The 19,841-nt window shown below is 59.3% G+C and carries 21 protein-coding genes; 16 read left to right on the top strand and 5 right to left on the bottom strand.

Going from position 1 to position 19,841, the window contains the following annotated elements; all coding sequences use genetic code 11:
• The first annotated feature begins 34 nt into the window (after window positions 1-34).
• Genes ACQK2Q_RS12235 through ACQK2Q_RS12215 form a run of 5 tightly spaced genes read left to right on the top strand, consistent with a single transcriptional unit; the run spans window position 35 to window position 7,152 of the window.
• Complete coding sequence (locus ACQK2Q_RS12235; RefSeq protein ID WP_425411159.1) at window positions 35-1,282, top strand: TolC family protein; 1,248 nt, start codon at window positions 35-37, stop codon at window positions 1,280-1,282.
• Entirely contained in the window at window positions 1,279-2,535 is a 1,257-nt protein-coding gene (locus tag ACQK2Q_RS12230; RefSeq protein ID WP_425410022.1) for an efflux RND transporter periplasmic adaptor subunit, read from the top strand. Before ACQK2Q_RS12235 ends, ACQK2Q_RS12230 begins: the two co-directional genes overlap by 4 nt.
• Before the next feature lie 24 nt (window positions 2,536-2,559).
• Window positions 2,560-5,724 (top strand): efflux RND transporter permease subunit, encoded by a 3,165-nt coding sequence (locus tag ACQK2Q_RS12225; protein WP_425410021.1) that lies wholly within the window; start codon window positions 2,560-2,562, stop codon window positions 5,722-5,724.
• Window positions 5,725-5,744: 20 nt separating this feature from the next.
• Window positions 5,745-6,473, top strand: a complete 729-nt coding sequence (locus ACQK2Q_RS12220) for a HupE/UreJ family protein (protein WP_425410020.1) — start codon at window positions 5,745-5,747, stop codon at window positions 6,471-6,473.
• Window positions 6,474-6,486: 13 nt separating this feature from the next.
• Window positions 6,487-7,152, top strand: coding sequence for a transmembrane anchor protein (locus tag ACQK2Q_RS12215; protein ID WP_425410019.1), 666 nt, complete (start codon window positions 6,487-6,489; stop codon window positions 7,150-7,152).
• Window positions 7,153-7,159: 7 nt separating this feature from the next.
• Here the strand turns inward: ACQK2Q_RS12215 and ACQK2Q_RS12210 are convergent, their stop codons facing one another.
• The 4 genes from ACQK2Q_RS12210 to ACQK2Q_RS12195 all read right to left on the bottom strand — a co-directional run bounded on the left by ACQK2Q_RS12210 (window position 7,160) and on the right by ACQK2Q_RS12195 (window position 10,043).
• The gene (locus ACQK2Q_RS12210) at window positions 7,160-7,510 is read right to left on the bottom strand and encodes a DUF3147 family protein (RefSeq protein WP_425410018.1); all 351 of its coding nucleotides are present in this window, start codon (window positions 7,508-7,510) and stop codon (window positions 7,160-7,162) included.
• Window positions 7,511-7,676: 166 nt separating this feature from the next.
• Window positions 7,677-8,600 (bottom strand): nucleotidyl transferase AbiEii/AbiGii toxin family protein, encoded by a 924-nt coding sequence (locus tag ACQK2Q_RS12205; protein WP_425410017.1) that lies wholly within the window; start codon window positions 8,598-8,600, stop codon window positions 7,677-7,679.
• The gene (locus ACQK2Q_RS12200) at window positions 8,590-9,426 is read right to left on the bottom strand and encodes a type IV toxin-antitoxin system AbiEi family antitoxin domain-containing protein (protein WP_425410016.1); all 837 of its coding nucleotides are present in this window, start codon (window positions 9,424-9,426) and stop codon (window positions 8,590-8,592) included. Before ACQK2Q_RS12200 ends, ACQK2Q_RS12205 begins: the two co-directional genes overlap by 11 nt.
• 218 nt (window positions 9,427-9,644) lie before the next feature.
• Window positions 9,645-10,043, bottom strand: coding sequence for a MerR family transcriptional regulator (locus tag ACQK2Q_RS12195; protein WP_425410015.1), 399 nt, complete (start codon window positions 10,041-10,043; stop codon window positions 9,645-9,647).
• A gap of 34 nt (window positions 10,044-10,077) precedes the next feature.
• Here ACQK2Q_RS12195 and ACQK2Q_RS12190 point away from each other — a divergent pair, with 34 nt between their 5' ends.
• The 11 genes from ACQK2Q_RS12190 to ACQK2Q_RS12140 all read left to right on the top strand — a co-directional run bounded on the left by ACQK2Q_RS12190 (window position 10,078) and on the right by ACQK2Q_RS12140 (window position 19,108).
• The gene (locus tag ACQK2Q_RS12190; RefSeq protein ID WP_425410014.1) at window positions 10,078-10,452 is read left to right on the top strand and encodes a mercuric transporter MerT family protein; all 375 of its coding nucleotides are present in this window, start codon (window positions 10,078-10,080) and stop codon (window positions 10,450-10,452) included.
• Window positions 10,449-10,661, top strand: coding sequence for a GDCCVxC domain-containing (seleno)protein (locus ACQK2Q_RS12185; protein WP_425410013.1), 213 nt, complete (start codon window positions 10,449-10,451; stop codon window positions 10,659-10,661). Before ACQK2Q_RS12190 ends, ACQK2Q_RS12185 begins: the two co-directional genes overlap by 4 nt.
• Window positions 10,654-11,028, top strand: a complete 375-nt coding sequence (locus ACQK2Q_RS12180; RefSeq protein ID WP_425410012.1) for a hypothetical protein — start codon at window positions 10,654-10,656, stop codon at window positions 11,026-11,028. The genes ACQK2Q_RS12185 and ACQK2Q_RS12180 overlap by 8 nt, the downstream gene beginning before the upstream one ends.
• Before the next feature lie 436 nt (window positions 11,029-11,464).
• The gene (locus ACQK2Q_RS12175) at window positions 11,465-12,031 is read left to right on the top strand and encodes an antirestriction protein ArdA (protein WP_425410011.1); all 567 of its coding nucleotides are present in this window, start codon (window positions 11,465-11,467) and stop codon (window positions 12,029-12,031) included.
• A gap of 5 nt (window positions 12,032-12,036) precedes the next feature.
• On the top strand, window positions 12,037-12,513 hold the full coding sequence (locus ACQK2Q_RS12170; protein ID WP_425410010.1) for a hypothetical protein: 477 nt from the start codon (window positions 12,037-12,039) through the stop codon (window positions 12,511-12,513).
• A 66-nt stretch (window positions 12,514-12,579) separates the two neighbouring features.
• Complete coding sequence (locus ACQK2Q_RS12165; RefSeq protein ID WP_425410009.1) at window positions 12,580-14,334, top strand: ParB/RepB/Spo0J family partition protein; 1,755 nt, start codon at window positions 12,580-12,582, stop codon at window positions 14,332-14,334.
• 489 nt (window positions 14,335-14,823) lie between these two features.
• Window positions 14,824-15,144, top strand: coding sequence for a DUF736 domain-containing protein (locus tag ACQK2Q_RS12160; protein ID WP_425410008.1), 321 nt, complete (start codon window positions 14,824-14,826; stop codon window positions 15,142-15,144).
• 179 nt (window positions 15,145-15,323) lie between these two features.
• On the top strand, window positions 15,324-16,136 hold the full coding sequence (locus tag ACQK2Q_RS12155) for a DUF2285 domain-containing protein (RefSeq protein WP_425410007.1): 813 nt from the start codon (window positions 15,324-15,326) through the stop codon (window positions 16,134-16,136).
• Window positions 16,137-16,233: 97 nt separating this feature from the next.
• Entirely contained in the window at window positions 16,234-16,473 is a 240-nt protein-coding gene (locus tag ACQK2Q_RS12150; RefSeq protein WP_425410006.1) for a helix-turn-helix transcriptional regulator, read from the top strand.
• Window positions 16,470-16,967, top strand: coding sequence for a S26 family signal peptidase (locus tag ACQK2Q_RS12145; protein ID WP_425410005.1), 498 nt, complete (start codon window positions 16,470-16,472; stop codon window positions 16,965-16,967). Before ACQK2Q_RS12150 ends, ACQK2Q_RS12145 begins: the two co-directional genes overlap by 4 nt.
• 224 nt (window positions 16,968-17,191) lie before the next feature.
• A complete protein-coding gene (locus tag ACQK2Q_RS12140) occupies window positions 17,192-19,108 on the top strand; it encodes a DUF3363 domain-containing protein (protein WP_425410004.1) in 1,917 nt (638 codons plus the stop codon).
• 23 nt (window positions 19,109-19,131) lie between these two features.
• On the opposite strand, the gene ACQK2Q_RS12135 is transcribed toward ACQK2Q_RS12140, so the two are convergent.
• On the bottom strand, window positions 19,132-19,764 hold the full coding sequence (locus ACQK2Q_RS12135) for a hypothetical protein (protein ID WP_425410003.1): 633 nt from the start codon (window positions 19,762-19,764) through the stop codon (window positions 19,132-19,134).
• Between the last annotated feature and the right edge of the window lie 77 nt (window positions 19,765-19,841).

Here is a 19,841-nt window from a genome sequence, read left to right as displayed (position 1 = left end):
CACGGTTTACGACAGAGGAGAATTTCCCGTGAGAATGTTATTTTGCGCGGCCCTGATCGGGCTCGCGGCGGCTGGCGCAGTTAAAGCGCAGCCGGATGCGCAGGCGTCAAACCTGCTAACACGCGGCGATGCGATTGCCCGCGCGCTCGAAAGCGATCCGGGCGTAGCGGCGGCAGGCGAAGGCTTGCGTGCGGCGGAAGCCTTGGCCCAGCAGGCGCGGTTACGGCCGAACCCTAGCCTTGATGTTCAGCTAGAGGATTTCGGCGGATCGGGGCCGGTCAGCGGTTTCGACGGCGCGCAAGCCACCTATTCGCTCAGTCAGGAAATCGAACTCGGCGGCGACCGGCGCGCGCGCTCTAGCTTTGCAGACCGGCAGGCGGGCGCCGCCAACATAAGGGTTGAGCTTAGCGAACTTGATTTACGCGAAGCGGTGGAGCTTGCATTCGTTGAAGCGCAAGCGGCGCAAGCGCTTGTTGATGTCGCACAATCGCGGCTCGATGTTGCAAAAGACTTTTCCGCCGCCGTTGACCGCCGCGTACGGGCCGCACGTGACCCGGAAGCCGCACGGTCCCGCGTCTCGGCCCGTCTTGCGGAAACCGAAATCGAGGTCGAAACAACAAAGGCGCGCGCCGAAGCCGCGAAAGCTGCAGTTGCCAGCTATTGGGGCGGCGCAGCTGATTTTTCCGTCGAGACCGCAACATTTTTTAATCCAGCGCCGCGCGGCGCACGCAACAGCGTCTCGCCTGATATTGCTCTGGCCGAAGCCGAACGAGACAGCGCCGCCGCCCGTGTTGAAATCGAACGCGCGAAACGCGTTCCCGATCCGAGCGTGCGTGCGGGCTTCCGTCAGCTTAGAGAAGTTGACGAGTCGGCGTTTGTCGTCGGCGTCAGCGTGCCGCTTCCTGTTTGGAACCGAAATTCTGGCGCTATCGCGGCTGCAACAGCGGACGCCAGACGTGCTGAGTATGAAGTCATAGCGCGCGAGCGCGAACTGGCGCGGGAAATCGCGTATCTGTCATCTCAGGCGGAAGCGGCGCGCACTCAAATCAAGGCGTATGCAGAGCGTATCATTCCGGCAAGCGAACAGGCGCTAAGCCAATCGCTCAGCGCATACAGACAAGGCGGACTTTCCTATATTGAAGTGCTCGACGCACAAGCCTCGCTCACCGAAGCGAGGATGCGGCAAATCTCGGCGCTTCTCACCTACCACCGCGCGGAAGCAAAACTCGCCCGCCGCATGGGCGCATTTTCGTCGAATAATTCTCAGGAGATTTCACAGTGAGCGTAAAAATAGAAAAAACGGCGCAGGCGGCGTTCGCCCTTTTTGCCTTGTTCGCACTAAATGCTTGCGGCAACGGCGAAGCCCAGCCATCGGAAGGGCATGGTGAAGCGCAGGCAGAAGAGTATGAACGCGGGCCGCATCGCGGACGCATGTTACGCGATGGCGATTTCGCCGTTGAAATCACCATTTTTGAAGACGGCGTCGATCCGGAATTTCGCGTCTATCCTTTTGTGAATGACCGGCCGATCGATCCGTCAGCTGTTGATCTTGAAATCGACTTGGGCCGTCTCGGCGGGCAAATCGATGAGTTCAACTTTTCGCCGCAGGATGATCTGCTTCGCGGCGGTGGCGTGGTTACCGAGCCGCACAGTTTCGATGTGATGGTGCGAGCCGCTTATCAAGGCCGACAATATGAATGGAGTTACGACTCCTATGAAGGCCGTACGACCATCAAGCAGGAACAGGCGGACGCGGCAGGCGTCGAAGTGGAAACCACTGGCCCCGCGACCATCGAAGAAACCGTGACGCTTTCGGGCCGCGTTGAATTGCAGCCTCATGGCCGCGCTGAAGTCGGCGCATGGTTTCCGGGCCGCATTGTCGAAATGACAAAGAAAATCGGAGAGACGGTCGAAAAAGGCGAAACGCTCGCCCGTGTGACTGCCAGCGAAAGCCTGCAAACCTATCAAATCCCCGCGCCGATCTCGGGCGTTGTGATGGAGCGGCGCGCCAATGTCGGCGATGTCGCAACAGCAGATCACGCACTCTACATCATCGCCGACGCGACGCAGGTTCACGCGGAGTTTTACGTTTATCCGCGCGATGCAGAGCGCCTTGCCGCTGGTCAGCCAATCATGGTGAAGAGCCTCAGCGGCGAAAAATCGATTGAAGCGAAAATCGAAACGATTTTGCCTGCCGCCGACATGATGACGCAAACCATCGTCGCCCATGTGGAGCTTCCGAACGAAGACAAGACATGGCGGCCCGGACAAGCCGTCGAAGGCGTTGCGGTGGTTGGCGAAGAAAATGTGCCGCTGGCGGTGAAGACCGAAGCCTTGCAACGCTTCCGCGATTTCACGGTCGTCTATGCGCGCGTCGGCGAAACTTACGAAGTCCGCATGCTTGAACTCGGACGCCGCACGCCGGAATGGACGGAAGTTCTTGGCGGCGTTGATCCGGGTATTGAGTATGTGACTAAGAACGCCTTTCTCATCCGCCAGGACGTCGAAAAGTCCGGCGCAAGCCACGACCACTAGAAACTGGCGTTAGGAACCTGCGTCATGCTCGATAACATCATCCGACTATCAATCCGCAATCGCTGGATCGTGCTGGCCCTTGTGCTGGCGCTGGCCGGTCTTGGCGTCTGGAACTTCAACCGCCTGTTGATCGACGCGACCCCGGACATCACCAATGTTCAGGTGCAGATCAATTCCGAAGCCCCCGGTTTTTCGCCGCTGGAAGCGGAACAGCGCATCACCTTCCCGGTGGAAACCGCCATCGCGGGCATGCCGGGGCTCGACTATACGCGCTCGGTCTCCCGTTATGGGCTCAGTCAGGTGACAGCTGTATTTGAAGATGGCACCGACATATATTTTGCGCGCCAACTTCTAAATGAACGGCTTCAATCCGTTCGAAGCCAGCTTCCCGAAGGCGTTGAGCCGGAAATGGGACCGATTGCAACCGGCCTCGGCGAAATCTTCATGTATGTCATCGAAGCCGAACCGGGAGCGCGAAAACCGGACGGCACGGAATGGACGCCGGAAGATTTGCGCACGCTGCAAGATTGGGTCATCCGTCCGCAACTTCGCAACACGCCGGGCGTCACCGAAGTTAACACCGTCGGCGGTTATGTCCGCCAGTACCATGTGACGCCATGGCCGGACCGGCTGGCAGCGGCGCACCTCACCATGAGCAATGTCATCGACGCTCTTGAGGCGAACAACGCTAATGTCGGCGCCGGCTATGTCGAGCGATACGGCGAACAACTTCTTGTCCGCTCCACCGGACAGGCCGAAGGCATTGAAGACCTGAAATCCATCATCGTCGCCAACCGCAACGGCGTGCCTGTCCGGATTTCCGATGTCGCAGATGTATTAATGGGCGAGGAATTGCGCACGGGCGCCGCCACGGAAAACGGCAAGGAAATCGTCCTCGGCACGGTTTTCATGCTGATCGGCGAGAATAGCCGCATCGTCGCGCAAGCCGCTGCGGCGAAACTTGGGGAAGCCGCTAAAGCTTTGCCTGCAGGCGTCATAGCAAAGCCGATTTATGACCGCACGGAACTCGTAGACCGCACGATTGCGACGGTTGAAGAAAACCTGCTCATTGGCGCTATGCTCGTGATCGTCGTTTTATTCTTGCTGCTCGGAAATATCCGTGCGGCGCTGATCACGGCGGCGGTCATTCCGCTTTCTATGCTCCTGACCATCACCGGCATGGTTGAGAATAGTGTATCGGGCAATCTCATGAGCCTCGGGGCGCTTGATTTCGGCCTTATCGTCGATGGCGCGGTCATCATTGTCGAAAACTGCCTGCGCCGGTTTAGCCTCGAACAGCACAAACTTGGCCGTCTGCTATCCCGCGAGGAACGGTTCAGAGTAGCGGAGGAGGCGACAGTCGAAGTTATCAAGCCGTCAATTTTCGGCGTTCTCATCATCACGCTCGTCTATGTGCCAATCTTCGCGCTGCAGGGCATCGAAGGCAAAATGTTCCATCCGATGGCTTTCACAGTCGTCACGGCGCTGACGGCGGCGCTTGTGCTATCGCTCACTTTCGTTCCGGCGGCGGTCGCGCTGTTCGTCACCGGCAAGGTTTCGGAGAAGGAAAGCGCCGTCATGCGTGGCGCGCGCGGGTTCTATGCCCCTGCGCTCGATTTCGCGTTGCGTTTTCGTTTCGCCGTGATTGCGCTTGCGGTCGCCCTTATCGGCGTCACGGGGCTCGCCGCTTCGCGGATGGGCTCGGAATTTATTCCGAACTTGGAAGAAGGCGACATCGCCATGCACGCGCTGAGAATTCCCGGCACGAGCCTCAGCCAGGCAATTTCAATGCAAACGGCGCTTGAAGCGCGCTTGCGGGAGTTTCCCGAAGTCGAGCGCGTTGTTTCGAAAATCGGCACGCCCGAAATTGCGACTGACCCCGTGCCGCCGAGCGTTGCAGACACCTTCATTCTCCTGCATCCGCGCAAGGATTGGCCGAATTCGAGGAAGCCGCGCACTCAGTTGGTTGCTGAGATGAATGCTGCTGTGGATGAGTTTCCAGGCAATCGTTACGAGTTCACCCAACCGATTCAGATGCGCTTTAATGAGTTGATTTCTGGCGTTCGCGCCGATGTCGCCGTGAAAGTCTATGGCGACGACCTTGATCAGCTCCTTGAGATCGGCGGGCAGGTCGAAAGCGTCATTTCTGCGACGCCGGGAGCCCGCGACCCACAGTCGGAACAGATTACGGGGCTGCCAGTCTTGCAGATCGATCCGGATCGGGCGGCGCTGGCGCGTTTCGGATTGGACGTCGCTGATCTTCAAAATGTCTTGCGGGCGTCGCTCGGCGGCGCAGAAGCCGGACAAATCTTTGAGGGTGACCGGCGCTTCGATGTGGTCGTACGCCTGCCGGAAGTCTTGCGCGAAGATGTGGACGCTATCGGACGTTTGCGCATTCCCTTGCCCGACGCCGAAGACGGCGTGCGCGGCTTTGTGCCGTTGCAGGAAGTAGCGAGCGTTTCGCTGATCGTTGGCCCCAACCAGATCAGTCGGGAGAACGGCAAGCGACGCGCGGTCATCACCGCAAATGTGCGCGGGCGCGATCTCGGCTCTTTCATCGCCGATTTGCGCGAACGGATCGACTCGGAAATCGAAATGCCCGCAGGCTATTGGGTCAGCTATGGCGGCACATTCGAACAGCTTATATCAGGCGCTCAGCGTCTGGCGCTTGTGGTGCCTGCTACGCTGCTACTGATATTCCTTATTCTGTTTGCGCTGTTCCGCTCAGTGAAAGACGCCGCGATTGTCTTTTCCGGCGTGCCGCTGGCGCTTACCGGCGGCGTTTTCGCGCTCATATTGCGCGACATGCCACTCTCGATTTCTGCAGGCGTCGGCTTCATCGCGCTTTCTGGCGTCGCTGTTTTGAACGGCGTTGTGATGATGACGTTCATCCGGGCGCTGGCGGCGGAGGGCCGTCCCGTTGGCGAAGCTATCAGAGAAGGCGCGCTGACGCGCTTGCGACCGGTCTTGATGACCGCTCTTGTTGCAAGTCTCGGCTTCATTCCGATGGCGTTGAATGTCGGCGCGGGCGCGGAAGTGCAACGCCCGCTTGCGACAGTCGTCATCGGCGGGATTATCTCATCAACTGTGCTGACGCTGTTTGTGCTCCCGGCGCTTTACCGGGTGGCGCATAGCGGGCATCGCGCCGCGCGAGGCTCACCGAACATGCAAACTGCGCCCGCTGAATAATTTCATACACGGAGAAACGAATGACGATCTTGAAAGGTCTGCTTCGCATATTGCAAACGCGACCGTTTGGATTCCTGACGGCGCTTGCGATTTGCTTCGCTTTGACATCGGTCTTGTCGGCAGCTTTCGCACATGGCGTTGCTGATGGCGATAAGGGTTATATACAGGAAACAACCGGGTTTCTATTCGCGCCCTTTGTTTATCTTGGCGCGAAGCACATGGTGACCGGCTACGATCACCTGTTGTTTCTGTTCGGCGTTATCTTCTTTCTCTACAAGCTGAAAGACATCGGCATCTATGTGACGATGTTCGCGGTCGGCCACTCGCTGACATTGTTGTTTGGGGTGCTCGCGAATATATCCGTGAGCCCGTATTTGATTGACGCAATTATCGGGCTTTCCGTTGTCTATAAAGCGCTCGACAATCTCGGCGCCTATCAGCGCTGGTTCGGCTTTCAGCCAAACACCAAAGCGGCGACGCTGATTTTCGGCCTGTTTCACGGCTTCGGCCTCGCTACGAAGCTTCAGGATTTCCAGCTTGCGCCTGACGGGCTCATTCTAAATCTGATTTCTTTCAACATTGGTGTTGAGCTTGGTCAGTTGCTGGCACTCGGCGCCATTCTCATCGTAATGGGATACTGGCGGCGGACGCAAAGCTTCTGGCGGCACGCCTATACGGCGAACGTCGTTCTCATGACCCTCGGTTTCATTCTAACCGGCTATCAGCTTGCCGGATTCTTTCTCGTTTGATCGGAGACTTTAGATGCACAATGCAAACAAACCCGAACCGTCTGAATTGCCGTCCACCGCGCGATTGCTGAAGTCCACCGCCATCGCTTTAGCAATGGCGCTCGTCATTCTCGTGACTGTTGTTCTTCCGGCAGAATATGGAGTCGATCCGACGCGCGTCGGCTCCGTTCTTGGCCTTACCGAAATGGGGCGCATCAAGATGCAGCTTGCCGAGGAAGCGGCGGCGGACGAAATCGAAGCGGAAACCACCGTTTCAGCAGTTCCAACTGAGGCTGTTTCACCGACGCCAGTTTCCGCCGAGACAAACAGCGAACCGGCGTCCGCTGAAATGACTGCGCAAGCACCCGCCGATCCTGTCACGCCAGTCTGGCGAGATGAGGTCACATTCACACTCGATGCAGACGCCGCCGCCGAATACAAGCTGGTCATGCAAGAGGGGGAAACAGCGGAGTTCGAATGGTTCACGGACGGCGCAAAGTTGAATTTCGACACCCATGGCGACCGGCCCGGGCTCAACTACCACAACTACGAAAAAGGATCGCTCGTGAGTCAGGAAGGAATGCTAACCGCCGCCTTTGACGGCAGCCATGGCTGGTTCTGGCGCAATCGCTCCGGCGCGCCCCTAACGATCACCCTGCGCACGCGCGGCGAATATGCTGAAATGAAGAAGGTGCTTTAGCATACTGTCAGAGTGAAAGTCCGAACCGCGCGAGGATCGCAGTCATAGCGATATAGAGAACGGCATTGAGCGCAACGCCTGTACCCAACGCAAGCCAGAACGGCGCGCCGGATCGCAGCATGAAGGGGATAAGCAGAAACATCGGCAGACTCGGCAAAACGTACCAGAACGTCGCCTGCGTGTGATCGGCGAGCCGCGCCGAGTCCTGTGTATCCCGCCACAGCCAGATCATGCCGAGAACCGAAACCAGAGGCAGGGACGCAATGAGCGCACCCAAGGCCGGGCTGCGCTTGGCGATTTCTGAGATTATCACGATCAGGATGGCGGAAACGATCGTTTTTATGACGAGATAGTGCATAAACAACAACCAATGTTTTGTTGAATACGTTGCTACTCTAACAGTGCGTTGTGCGTAAACCGCGCACAAAACTTTTAAGCGTTTGCAATTGGCGTGCTTCCGAGTTGTTGTGATCGTAAAACAGGGCAAAATGTCTGTTCTTCCTGAATCGCGCGCAAGTTCATGGTCAACGATTTTCACCGATTAACGTCGCAAGCGCTTCCGTCTGCGCGTTATGCTTGTCTGGGTTATCCGCCATCAATTTTTTCAGGTTCAGAATTTTCCATTTAATCGCCGGCAATTCGGCAGCCTGCGGCAGATCAATAAGCGTGAAATCCGGCTCGCCCGCCTGCAGCGTTCGCAGGAAATCGGCGGCGTTTCCATTAAGCCGCGCCTGGATGTCGCCGATTAGCCGTTTTCGCGCGGAAAGAAGAGCGTCGATATTGACCGGTTCAGCCGTCATGCCGGCGAACTCGCGCGCGAAGTCCTCAGCAATCTCCCTTTCATTAGGGGCGAGCAGTTCATGCATGGGGCGGCTGGAGCAGGCGGCATAGACGAGAAAAACGCGGAAGAGATCGTCCGTGAGGCCTTCGTTTTTATAAAGAAGCTTGACGTCAAACAAATCCCGCGGGTGCTGGCGATCGAGCGCCGCGTGCAGTTTTCCCGCGTAAAGATCATCGAACGCCAGAACATTTGTTGCAACAAATCCGAAGGCGTCCTCGACAGCGTCGGTGGTGCGCATCAGTCGCGGTTTGCCGATGGCGCCGCGCATCACCGGCGAGGTTTCGATTTTAACGGTCACGCCGTCAGCGGTTACAAGGACGCGGGTGTCGCCGCCGCCGCCGCCGGCGATGCGCTGGGCGTTGACGCCTGGCAGTTTGTTGATTTGCGCCATGATCCGGTCGAACGCAGCGTCGATGGCGCTCAACGACGTCGCACGATCTTCAATGGGCAGATAGGCGAGATCGATATCGACGGAGAGGCGCGGCATGTTGCGATAGAATAGATTGATCGCCGTGCCGCCCTTGAGGGCGAAGGCGGATTCGGTCGAGACGACGGGCAGGAGGCGCATCAAGAGCCGCACCTGCGCGAGATAGGTTTCACGGGCCATCGTCAGACTCGTCCCTTTCCTTACCGTCTATCAGCTCTGGCGGCACGGTGATGTCGTAGCGCGGATGCAGCCGTCCGCCGTCAACGAGCGCACGGGGGCCGGAGCCGAGATCGAAGTCGTCCGGGTTTAGATATTGTCGCCAGGCGTGGTCTTGGCTGTCGGCGAAGACGAAGAACAGGCGTTTTGCTTTCACGCTGCGGCACTCTTTGAGCAGGGCTTCGAGAAGGCGCGGGCGCAGATTGACGAGGCTTTCGAATATCGCATCGACATTGTGAAAGCTTTCATTCGCCGGCAGTTCGTTCAGCATTTCGAGGATCGCCCGTTCAGGCGTTGAGACGACGAGATCGTTCAGTTGTCGTGGCGGCGGGGATGTTTGCTCTTCGTCGCCTATGCCGTCGACGCCGGTTTTGGATCCGCCGAAGAGGCTCAGGGTTCTCGTTTCGAACCGGTCCGCACCCGGCAGCCGCGCAAGCCATGACGGAACATCGCCATAGAGATAGACCAGCGGCGTCTCGGCGCCGAGGCTCAGATAGTGGTCAAAGCCGTGTAGCGACAGGGCGGTCCGTCCGCCCACATGGACCTCGTATTCCATGATCCGCTGCAGGGAGAGAACGAGGCGGCGCCAGTCGCCGGCGCTGACATCGCGGTGCGTGTCAGGCCTGCGGTAGACGCCGCGGGCGAGCTTTTCGAGCCAGCCGCGTTGCTCATATTGCAGGATCGATTTGCGGTCGATGCCGCGCGCGGTCAGCCAGGCGGCGTCGGCGACATAGCCGGGCGGCAGGTCGTCGAGCAGGGGCTTTAATCGTTCCTGGCGTTGTTGGGCCATAGCCAATAAAATAGGAGACTTTCAAAGTCGTTGCAAGGGTGGAGTTTATGAAAGTCGCATGATGGGGGTTAATTACCATTAATTTCATGAATTATTAAAGCGCCAAATTCACTACTTCCGGCAGAGAATCGGGCCCTGCTAAAGCGCTGCGGGACCGCAGAAAAAGCGTGGGACAAGCCGCTGCCCATGACAGCCCAAGACACCTTTTCTCAAGCCTCTCAGGAGAACAGCGTCTTGATGATCGCGCAATCGGGCGTCCTGTTACGGCTGCAGCCTTTGGCGACCGTCGAAAGGGTGCGTTCGAGCTTTTTCAGATCCGATATCTTCGTCCGGATCATCTCCACATGCGTGGAGGTGATTTCGAAGACTTCTGCGCAAGTGGGTTTTCGGTCCTCCAGCCCCAGGAGCGCACGGATATCATCGAGCGAAAATCCGAGCTCGCGTCCGCGCCGGATGAAGCAAAGCCGGTCGGCGAGGACGCCGTCATAAAGTCTGCGACCGCTTTCAGTCCGCGGCGGCGCCGGCATCAATCCTATTTTTTCGTAATAGCGGATGGTCTCGATCTTCACGCCGGTTTGATCGCTCAGTTTCCCGATTGTCAGATTGAATTGGTCCATCTCTCTTGATCCTGTAGCGACTACAGAATTTACGATGTACGGCATGACAGGTGAAGACCCGAACAAAACAAAAGCGCGCAGAAAAGGCGGATGGAGCGCCGGCGGCGGGGCCCTATCAGGCCTCGGAGCGTTCATCGGCGCGTCGTGTTGCATATTGCCGCTCATCCTGATCAATCTTGGCGTCAGCGCGGCTCTTGTCGGCAAGCTCGCGTTCTTTGCACGGTTTCAACATTATTTTATGGGCGCGGCCGTCGTTCTGCTCGCTGTGGCGATTGTCGCGGCGTTCTGGAAAGGGCGGCGGCCAGGCAAGCGCGTTGCGATCACGCTCATCCTTGCGGCGGCGCTCATCGTCGCCGCCTACATTATGCCGTTCTATGAACCCCAATTGCTTCGCTGGGTGAATCAATGAGCGACGTCATCACAAAATCCACCATCATTTGTCCAGAATGCGGATATCAGTCTACCGACGAAATGCCGACTGATGCGTGTCAGTGGTTTTACGATTGCAAAGGCTGCGGCGCCGTCCTGAAACCGAAGCCGGGCGATTGCTGCGTTTATTGCTCCTATGGCGATGTGAAGTGTCCGCCCATACAGGCTGGGAAGGCGTGTTGTGGTTGACGCAACGGGAAACGATCACGCCGCCAAGCCGTTGCCTTTCTTCTGGTCATGGGGTCTGCCGCTTGCGATTTTGTTTTCAACCAACTTCATGAGCGGCGTCGTTCCCCTGCCAATTATCCTCATGATAATGAGCGGTTCGTTTTTCTGGATGGGTCTTGCGTGTGTATTAAACGCAAAACGATGTCGAAGACGCCATTGTTATTATTCCGGACCGATTTTTATCGCTGGCGGCGCCGGCGTCTTGCTGGTCGGCTTTGGAATCGTGTCGTTTGGCGCCGATGAGCTAATTATTATTGTATGGGGAACACTCGCGCTCGCGCTCCTTACCTATCTGACCGAGCCGATCTTCGGAAAATATGTGAACTGAACGCCCGGAGCATCGGATCTCTTGGCGCATCTTAAGTGTTACGGCGGCCGCCTGGCGGCGCCGGGCTCTAGGCGCGCCAATCGTGGGTGATTGGCGGCCCGAAGCCGACAAATTCAAAAGCTGAATTCGTCGTCTTCGCCGTGCCGGTGACGATCCCTACCGCAGGTCGGACCTTCGGTCCGGATAAGGACGGCGCGCCGAAGCGCGCCGGCTTTTTGATTCATTTCCCCAGGCAGTCGGGGTGGGCGGACGGCGTGTCTGCCCGAGGGCGCCGGCCGCGCAAGGGGCCGGGTTCGTTTTCGTCAATATGTCTCAAAGCCTCCTACCTGGAGCCCCTTGCGCGCCCGCCTCTGACCCTCGGGCCGACCCTTCTTTCCGCCGCCCACCCCGCCTGCCGGGGAAATTCGTGCGGGGCGGAGAGCAAAGGAGGCGAGCTATGTGCGAAAAGCAACAGACGCAGGAGCAAGACGCGGGCGCGGCGGCGCTGGCGGAGAGTGACGGGCCGCGCATCTATGTGGCGTGTCTTGCAAGCTACAATGCCGGAATCCTGCACGGGCGCTGGATCGACGTGACCGATCCGGAGGAGATCCGGGAGCGGGTTGCGGCGATGCTCAGCGAGAGCCCCGAGCCGGGCGCCGAGGAATGGGCGATACACGACTACGAGGGATTCGAAGGCGCAGAGATTTCCGAATACGCAGGCTTCGATCAGGTTTGCGACTTGGCCGCGTTTATCGGGGAGCATGGCGAACTCGCCGGAAAGCTTGTCGCGCATTTCTGCGGCGACATCGGCGAAGCGCGCGCCTCCATGGAAGACTATGCAGGCGAATATAAAAGCCTTGAAGATTTCGCCTATGAATTGACCGAGCAATCGGGATCGAAAATCCCGGCCGATCTTGCAAACTATATCGACTATGAAGCAATGGGCCGCGACATCGCGCTCAATGGCGACGTCTTCACCATCGAAACGGGCTTTGAAGAAGTCCACATATTCTGGGCGCGGTAAGCGCCATGACCTTCGCCGAAAAATTCGACAGCTTCGTTTGCGAGGGCGACGCCATCGCTTGCGAAATCAGCGGGCTCGAGATCGTCGCCCGCATTGTCCGCGACGACTGCCCCGATACGCCCGACGAGCGTCAGGACGGGTTCTGGCCCTCTGAATATATCGGCGATCCGGGCTTCATCGGTCCCGGCCCCAACTGGCGCCAACGCCTCGCCGATGCGCGCAAGAAAGCAGAAGCCGTCATGGCCGCATGGTGCAACGGCGAATGGTTCTATTGCGGGATTGTCCTTTCTGTCGCGCGCGAGGGCGTAACGCTCGACGAGAACGCTGCGAGCCTCTGGGGCGTCGAGGCAAATTATCCGGGCACCGATAATTCATATCTCACCGAAGTCGCTAACGAGCTTTTGCCAGAAGCCCTTGACGCGGCCCGCGCCGCACTCGCGCGCCTTTGCGCCGGACGTGAACAACAGGCGGCGGGCGGCTGACGCCAACCGCCGCCCCCGACCGTCACTCGTCACTTTAACTCGAAGCAAACCGAAGGAGGCCGACCCATGCACAAAAACGCGCTCAAATATCTTCCTATCGACGAAATGCACGTCTCGAAACTCAACATGCGCCACGGACGAAAGCCGCCCAATATTGACGACATCTACCCCTCCGTCCTGAAATCGGGCGTTTTAAAACCGATGCTCGTCCGCTGCGAAGATGGCAAATGGGGCGTCGTCGCCGGGCGGCGGCGCCTGTTTGCGCTGCGCCGAAAAGAGAAAGAGACGGGAAAGCGCCAAGAAGCGCCATGCGTCATCATGCAGCCGGAAGATGACGCCGCCGCTGTCGAGGCTTCGATCATCGAAAATGTCGGCGTCGAGCCGCCAACCGAAATGCAGCAATATGAAGCCTTCGCGCGGCTCGCCAAGAAGGGGCGGTCTGTTCCTGAGATCGCCGATTATTTCGGCGTCGATGTACGTGACGTGAAGCGCATCCTCGCGCTGGCGAATTTGAGCGAGGGTATCCGCAAACTTTATGCGGCGGAGAAAATCGACGCATCGACCATCCGCGCCTTGACCCTCGCGACAAAGGCGCAACAAGAAGAATGGCTGCGGCTCTACAAAGACGAGAATGAACATGCGCCCATGGGCCGCCAGTGCCGTGCATGGATCGCGGGCGGCGCCGCGATCACCACCGACAAGGCGCTGTTCAACATTGCTTCCTATGAAGGAGAAATTGCGAACGATCTATTCGGCGATTTCGGCGTCTTCGCTTCTGCGGACGGGTTTTGGGAAGCGCAGTCCCGCGCCGTCGCCGAGCGCATGGACGCCTACCGCGAAAAGGGCTGGGGCGACGTGACGCTCTTGGAGCGCGGCGCGTTCTTCCATTTATGGGATTACGAAAAACGTCCCCGCACCAAGGGCGGGCGCGTCTTCGTCGAAATTCGGCATGACGGGGCCGTGACGTTTCACGAGGGCTATGTGACCGGCGCTGAGGCGCGCAAAGCCAGAAAGGCGAAAGCGAGCGACGCGAAATCCGATGAGCCTAAAACCGCCCGCCCGGAAATGTCCGGACCCATGGCGGACTACGTCGCGCTTCATCGCCATGCAACGGCGCGCGCCGAACTTGTCGCCAAACCGGCAGTCGCGCAGCGCTTATTGATCGCCCACGCCATCGTCGGGTCGGCGCTTTGGCAAGTGCGCTGCCATGAACCGCGCACGCGGGAATCGACCCGTGAAAGCGTTGAAGCGGGCGCAGCGGCGTCGGGCTTAGAGGAAGCCCGAGTCGCCGTTGCGGACCTCTTCTCGGAACATGGCGTCAGGTTTGAGGGCGTCGATCAGAATGGAGACGACTGGCGTCTCTGCGAAGTCTTCGCAGCGCTCCTAAAGATGACCGACGAGCAAGTCATGGAAGTCGCCGCCATAGTCATGGCCGAAACGCTGGAAGCGGGTTCCGCGACCGTCGAAGCGGCGCTCCATGTGACGGATGCGAAGCTCGGGGCGTGGTGGGCGCCGGACGAAGCGTTCTTCGAGCTCTTGCGCGACAAGCGCGCCATCAACGCCATGGTCGCCGACATCGCTGGCGCAACCGCCGCGAAATCCGTGCTCACCGATACCGCGAAAGCGCAAAAAGCCGTGATCAGGGACCGGATGAAACTCAGCGGCGAGGACGCGCGCAGTTCGTGGCTTCCCGCGTGGATGGCGACGCCGCCCCGCCGCCTTGTGGACGGCGCAGCCTCGCCGCCCGCCGATCAATGGGGCCGGATCGCAAGGCTGTTCGAGGCGAGCGAAAAACCCGCGCCAGCCAAACAAGCCGCCTGATCCGAACCAGCGCCGCCGGACGTTTCGCCTCCGGTCCGTCGGCGCGAGGACCGCCCGGTAGACCGACTGCCGGGCGGTTTTCGTTTCCATGCGCTTTCACATGGATGAGACCACGCGCAGACCTTCATTTGGCGCACACGCTTCACGCTGTTTTCGCACATTCACGAATACTCCGCGCATTCGCCGTCTTTTCATCCCCGTCCGCATGTCCCGCGCTCCGGAGCCCCTTGCCCCGTATTCGCCTCGTGACCTGGACGACGGCTGTCGCGGGCGAAACCGGCGGCGCCGAAAATTTTCCCCGCGCGCCACTACACCGGGCCGCTGCGCGGCGCTTTTCTTGCGCGCTCCTCGCGGATCAAAATTTCCGGCGCCGCCGGTGCTCCGCTTCGCTTCGCCTCAAAAGAGTTCGCCCGCGCCTTCCGCCGTCCTGACGGTCAGGCGTCTTCGGGGCATGGGGCTCCGGAGACGAAACCAAATGGAGATGAAAAGATGGCCAACGCACTTGGATATGTGAACGAAACCGAAGCGGGCTTTGAAGGCACGCTCGCGATGATGAACCTCTCGGCGCCGATCCGCATCGTGAAGAATGCGGAAAAGGAAACCGACGCGCAGCCCGACTACCGGGTCTACGCCGGACGCCGGGGCGCCGATATCGGCGGCGGCTGGATCAGGACCGCGAAGTCTTCGGGGCGCGACTATGTCTCGCTCACCCTCGCGGACCCCGCTTTCGGCCGCAAAATCTACGCGAACCTCGCGCCGGTGAAAGACGCCGAGGGCCGCCATGTCATCCTTTGGAACGCCAGAGACTGACAAGAGTTAATTCGGCCGCTGACGAGATCGCCCGGATCGAACGATCCGGGCGGTTTTCTTCGTTTTCGGGCTCCCGATTGGCCCGAATATTGAAACCCTTCTTGATCGTTTAGGGGCGATATCTGCGGATCGCCGACATCGCGAACCGCCGACGTCTCGTCTGTCGTAAAGGGTGGGAGATGCAAGCCATGCGGGGGGCCTGGCGCGTCAATTTCGAGGCGTATGATCGCCTTCTACCGCTGCCGGGACCGGGGTGGGCCTGGGAGTTCAAGCGCCGCGATCCGGCCCTTAAAGCCGCGCGCCGCCGCACGAGCGCCGTTCGTCCGGCTGTCGTCAAACGAGCGGACGGGTCGATCATTTGCCGGTTGAATCAGCGCTGCCATATAGCGGAGAGCTTCGGGCTGCACTTTATTCCGGACCCGGCGCTTTCCGCATTCGAGACGGCGTTTTTCTGGCTACCGGACGTGATGCAAGCAAGCTTTGATGCAGTGGCGGAGCCTGCGACCGCCGGTTCAAATCGCGGGCGGGGCCTCAGCTGGGCCGAACTCCCGGGAGAAAAGTTTTTCCTGATCTCTCCTGGCCGGCGCGACAAGCTTGTCATCCGCGCGCCCTACTATGCCGCGCAACTCGCGCTGGACGCAGATGGCGCGCCGGTCCTGCAGTCGGCGTGCTTTTCCTTGCGGCTGGACGCAAGTCATCTGGCGGCGGAGAATTTGCGCCTTCTGGAGGAATTCGGGCGGATTTGCGAAGGCTTGCCCGCGCGTTGGAATCCGCCGCGCGGGGCCGCTCCTGAAAAGTTGCGTGATGCGCTGATCGCGCTCGACGGCGAGCTTGCAGGCGTCCCGCGAAGACGCATCGCCGAAGCGATTTTCGGGGCGGAGCAAGTATGCGGGGGCTGGGACGACGGCGATGAAAGCTACAAGAAGCGCGCCAAACGCCTCGTCGAGAAAGGCCTTGAATTGATGCGAAACGGTTACAGGCGCCTGCTGTAGAAAGGGACGTTCCCGGACAATTCAGATCGTCCCTGCCGCGATCACCGCTTTCCCTGCAAGAATTTCAGCATCGATAAGCGCTGAAACAAGGAGAGCGATGATGACGCAGGATGACGGCAAGGCCGAAGAAGACGAACAATCACGCTGCAAATTTTTGAGCGTCGCCGAAGCAGCGGACTATCTCGGGCTCAAACGCTCGACCCTCGATCACTATCGCTGGGTCGGCGGCGGACCGCGCTATCGCAAACATGGCGGACGGGTCAAATATTTGGAGCGCGACCTCGATGCCTGGTCCGAAAGCCGGCAGTTCGAGGACACCGCGACGAGGGTGCGGTGAAGGGGATTGTCTTTGCAATCGGCATCGCCGCCACTGCCGGGATTGCGGCGGTTTCAGCATTTCCGCCCGGCGCTTTTTTAATCTGGAACCGCACAGAAAGCGCGCCAAAGGGTCTTTATTTCATCACCCGCGACCACCCGGTAACCGGTGATTGGGCGATCCTTTCAGGGGATGCGGCGAGCGCACAATGGATCGCCGGGAACGGCTATCTCGGGCCTGACTGGCCTATCATCAAGCGCGTCTCCGCTTCTGAAGGCGACGAAATCTGCCGCAACGACAACGAAGTTTTCATCAATGAATCCCTCGCCGCGATTGCGCTCGATAAGGACAGGGACGGCACGAAACTTCCGCGATGGGAAGGCTGTTTTACGCTTCGAAATGGCGAGGTTTTCCTGCTCAATAATCATCCGCGCTCCCTCGATGGGCGCTATTTCGGCGCGGAGAGGAGATCGGATTTATTGGGAAGCGCGCGGCTCATCTTTCGCAGTGAATGAAGCTCCGCATAGAGCGCGTTCCAAAGAGACGGATAGCGTTGCAAAGGGAAGGATAAGCGCCCCCGGAGGGCAAGATGAAAGCACCGGCGCCAAGGGGCGCCTAAGCGATTGTCTGCACATCCGGAATTCGGCGCCATACTGAAAACATTATGGCGCTGCGACCTGACGAAGCCGTTGTTTCGGGGAGGTTTTCCGTGGCGTCATTATTTCCCGCAAGGTTTTAGATGAGCGACGAGTTCAGGCCCCGGCTCGGCCGTCCGGGCGACCGTGGCGGTTCGGCGGCGAAGCGCTACGGCGCCCGCATCAAACGCGCCGCCAAGCGGCTCGCCAAACCGAAACGAAAGACTAGCTTTTCCGGCGAGCGCCTCGGGCGCGGGAGCGCCGCCGCGCGAATGGCCGGGATGCGGGGCTCCCCCTTCGCGAAATTCCGGATGCGCCGCGTCATCGTCAAAACGCATCTCGCGAGGGCGGGGAAGGGCATCGGCCGCGCCGCTTTCCGCGCTCATGTCAAATACATCCAGCGCGACGGTGTCGATCGCAACGGTGATGGCGGCGAACTTTATAGCCGTGACAGCGAAAAACTCGACGATAAGGACTTCCTAGCGCGGTCGGAACATGACCCGCATCAATTCCGCATCATCCTGTCGCCCGAGGACGGCGAGCAATTAGGCGATCTCAAAGCTTATACGCGTGAGGTGATGCGTGAGGCCGAGAAGGATCTTGGAACGAAGCTCGATTGGGTCGCCGTCGATCACTGGAATACCGGCCATCCCCATGCGCATGTCGTCATCCGCGGCAGGGACTCAAATGGCCGCGATCTCGTCATCGCCCGCGAATATCTGACACGAGGGCTCAGAGCGAGAGCGCAGGAGATCGCTATGGAGCGGCTCGGACCCCGCCGCGATCTGGAAATCGCGAGAGCAAGAGCGCGCGAGGTTGAAGCGGAGCGCTTTACGGGCATCGACCGGGAGCTTGCGGCGTTATCACGCGGCGGAGCGCTCGACATCGCGCCTGCCTCCGGCGCGGGAGGACAGTTCGAGCGGGGCCTGCGCCTGCGGCGATTGAAGTTCCTCGAAAGCCTAGGGTTAGCGGTGAAGGAAAACGCAGTGAAATGGCGCCTCGCAAATGGCTGGGAAGAAATCCTGCGCGAACGGGCTATCGAACGCGATATTATACGTTCCATCGCAGCGGCGGCCGGCAAGGAGATCGCGGCGGGGGAGATCGCCATCTACGGTGAGGGCGCGCCAACCAAAGTGATCGGCCGCATCGCCGCCAGCGCGCCCGATGATGAAATGCGCGACACGCGCTTCCTCATTATCGACGCCGGCGACGAGAAATTCTGGCGCGTTTCCGCGGGAGCGTTGCCGCCCGGCGCGCTGCCCCCGCAAGGCGCCATCGTCGAATTGCGAAACCGCGAGGCGAGACCGCTTGTGTCGGATTGCACCATCGCGCGCATCGCGCAACTCAATCACGGGACTTACTCAGAAGCGTTGCACGAAGCGGATGATCCCTCCGCCAGCAAGGCATTCATCGAAGCGCACAAGCGGCGGCTGGAAGCGCTCCGCCGCGCTGGACTTGTCGTGCGAGAGGCGGACGGGACATGGTGCATCGGCGAAGATTATCTGCGCCGTATAGCGCGCCACGAAGCGGCCCGCAGCGGCGGCGCGCATGTAGACGTCAAATCCTGGGTCGATCTCGACGCTCAGATCGAGGCCCGCGCGCCGGTCTGGCTCGATGACGTAGACGAGAGGGAATATGGCGCCGAGATCGCCGCCGCGCGTCGCGCCCGCGTCGTGTTTTTGAAACGGGAAGGCCTGTGGTCAGAGAACGGCGGCGGGATGGCTCCCGAGGTGAGAAAAAAACTTGCGGCCGGGGAGCTGGAGAACGCTGCCGCCGTGGAAGCGCGCCGTATTGGCAAAACCTATCGCGCGATGACGGCGGATATCCCGTTCGAGGGCGTCTATGAAAAGCCGGTCGATCTCGGTCAGGGGCGCTTCGCGCTGATCGCCCGGGCGAGGGAGTTCACGCTCGTTCCCTGGCGGCCGGAGATGGAGCGTTATCGCGGCGCCGGAATTGTCGTCAGGAAAAAGGGCGCCGGCGTGCAATGGACACTAGAGAAAACACGAGGGATTGGCCGGTGAAACAAGCTGCAATGCTGGACATGTCAGTCGGCGGGGAGACCGAGTTCTTGGAGAATGGCGGGCAACGTCAGGTCGTAGTTGGCCGTCCAATGAAACATGAAGCCCCTAATGTCCTCGGATCCCCGCGCTTGCGCGATCCTGGCGACCACCAAGAGACACCAATATAGCGTCTCTCTACAAAATTGAACGCTTTCGAATATGGCCTGTCGGTTTTCCACGAGACCATTGATAGCCATTCTCTGCAAAGTTACGGACGAGGGCGTCCATCGCGGATGGACGATTTCGTTGCGAAGCTGAGAAAGAGAAAATATTTGTTCGATTAGCGTATCCTGATCTTGAACAGGTCCGTCGGGTGATAGCAACATTAGGTCTTTGATTTTCTGAGAAAGAGAGCCGTGACTTTGTTTGATGCGGCTTAACATCTCTTCGCTTTCAACTTCCTGCGAACGAAGATGAAAGAATGTATTGGTGAAGGCTTCGAGGCCGGTGAGGCTCATCAAAAATGATTGCAAACCGCAGCCGCGACGTTCTTCGCATCGGTCCAGTTGAGCCATCTGTTCGAGATTGCGCGTTGCAAGCCTGAAATAAATCTTCACGATAGTGTAAAGCTGCTCAAGCTGCACCGCCTCGTGATGCGGCTTGCCGTCTTTGAGCACTTGTTCTATCGCACCGTCATCGGATTGGCGTAGAAAGAAATGCGGCATGCTTGTCGATCCCATCTCTGTGATTGAGG

The organism is Hyphococcus sp. (assembly GCF_965228385.1).
In the GTDB taxonomy this organism is placed as follows: domain Bacteria; phylum Pseudomonadota; class Alphaproteobacteria; order Caulobacterales; family Parvularculaceae; genus Hyphococcus.
The sequence above is the reverse complement of the archived record's forward strand: the minus strand, read 5'-3'. Positions and strand labels throughout refer to the sequence as shown.